At 69.3% G+C, this 1,799-nt stretch carries 2 protein-coding genes; both read right to left on the bottom strand.

Going from position 1 to position 1,799, the window contains the following annotated elements:
• A partial coding sequence (locus VLG41_RS17220; RefSeq protein ID WP_325350619.1) for a methyl-accepting chemotaxis protein occupies nucleotides 1-1,167 on the bottom strand: 1,167 nt, incomplete at its 3' end.
• 55 nt (nucleotides 1,168-1,222) lie between these two features.
• Nucleotides 1,223-1,799 (bottom strand): methyl-accepting chemotaxis protein (locus VLG41_RS17215; RefSeq protein WP_325350618.1); only part of this gene is annotated, 577 nt, incomplete at its 5' end.

Raw genomic sequence — 1,799 nt, 5'->3', positions numbered from 1 at the left:
CTGTTCACCTGCGCGGGCCGCTTCCACCGCGGCGTTGAGCGCCAGGATGTTGGTCTGGAAGGCGATGCCGTCGATGACGCCGATGATGTCGTTGATCTTCCTGGAGCTCTGATTGATCTCGTCCATGGTGGTGACCACCTGAGAGACCACCGAGCCGCCGCGCGCGGCCACCTCGGCGGCGGTCGCCGCCAGTTGATTGGCCTGCCGTGCGGAGTCCGCGCTCTGGCGCACCGTGCCGGTGAGTTGCTCCATGCTCGCCGCGGTCTCCTGCAGGTTCGAGGCGGCCCGCTCGGTGCGGCTGCTCAGGTCCTGGTTGCCGGTGGCGATTTCCTGCGAGGCGGTGTTGATGCTGTCGGTGGCGCTGCGCACCTGGCTCACGGTGTGCGTGAGCGAGGTTTTCATGTCGCCCAGCGCGCGCAGCAGGTCGCCCAGCTCGTCGGTGAGCGGGGTGCTCACGTCGCGCGTCAGGTCGCCCCGGGCCACGTCGCGGGTCACGCCCACGGCCTGGGTCAGGGGCACGGTCACGGAGCGCGTGATGCGCCAGGCCAGCACCAGGGCCAGGCCCATGGCGGCCAGCGCCATGATCAGCAACACGCCCACCTGGCGGTTGCTCGTGGCCTCGGACGCCGTCACCGCTTCGGCCACCAGCTGGCGCTGCAGGTTCAACAGCTCCTGCTGCTTGTCGCCATAGGCCTGGGCCGCGGGCATCAGGGCATTGCCCAGAAGCTGCTGGGCACCAGCGGCATCGCCGTTCTTGAGCGTGTCGAAATAGGTCTTGCGCACGCCCATGTAGGCGCTGCGGCGCTCGCCAATTTCCTTGAGCAGCACCTTGCCGCGCTCACTCTGGATGCCCGACTCGAGTTCCTTCTGCACCTCGCTGATGCGAGCCGACACCTGCGCGATCAGGGGCTTGAAGTGGCTGTCAACCGCGGGGTCGTTGCGCGAGGTGGCCAGGGCCATCACGCGGTTGATGTTGATCTGCGTGCTCATCAGCCATTCCTGGGTGAGGCCGGCGAGCCGGTCCATCTCGACCACGCGGGCGGTGGCGGCTTGCGAGGCTCTCAGGCTGTACCAGGCGGTGCCCGTGAGACCCGCCAGCAGCATCAGCACCAGCGCGAAGCCCAGGTACAGGCGCGGCCCGATCCTGAATCGGTTGATCACGTTCATTTCATTGCTCTCCAACGACCGGCAAGGCAAGGGACGGCGCGTGCCGTCCCCTTGTTCAGAAACTCTCCCACTCACCTTCCGCCGTGCTTGGCGCGGGGATCGTGGGAGCGGGCGCCGCGCGCGGCGTGGGTGTTGCCTGGGCCGCGGGCGCGGCCTTGGTGCTGGTCGGCACGAGCGTCGCCGCCGGCTTGGCCGGGGCGGCCGCCGGGGCCTTGGGACTCACGACCGCGACCGCTACCGCAGGCGCGGATGTGGCTGCGGATGCGGCCTTGGGCACGGGCAGGGCCGCCGGCGTGGCCGTTTCCTGGCCGATGCGGAACACCTGCACCACCTGGGCCAGGCGGTCCGCCTGTTCCTTCAGGCTCTGCGCGGCGGCCGCGCTCTCTTCCACCAGCGCGGCGTTCTGCTGCGTCATCTGGTCGAGCTGGTTCACCGCCACGTTCACTTGGCCGATGCCCTCGCTCTGCTCGCCCGAGGCCGCCGTGATCTCTCCGATGATGTCGCTCACGCGCTGCACCGAGCCCACGATCTCGCTCATGGTCTGGCCCGCATCGGCCACCAGGCGCGAGCCCGCGTCCACGCGCTCCACGCTGGCGCCGATCAGGCCTTTGATCTCTTTCGCCGCCTCCGCG

It is taken from the genome of Hydrogenophaga sp., assembly GCF_035481345.1.
Lineage (GTDB): Bacteria > Pseudomonadota > Gammaproteobacteria > Burkholderiales > Burkholderiaceae_C > Hydrogenophaga.
Note: the sequence above shows the minus strand (reverse complement) of the source record. Positions and strands in the feature narration are given on the sequence as shown.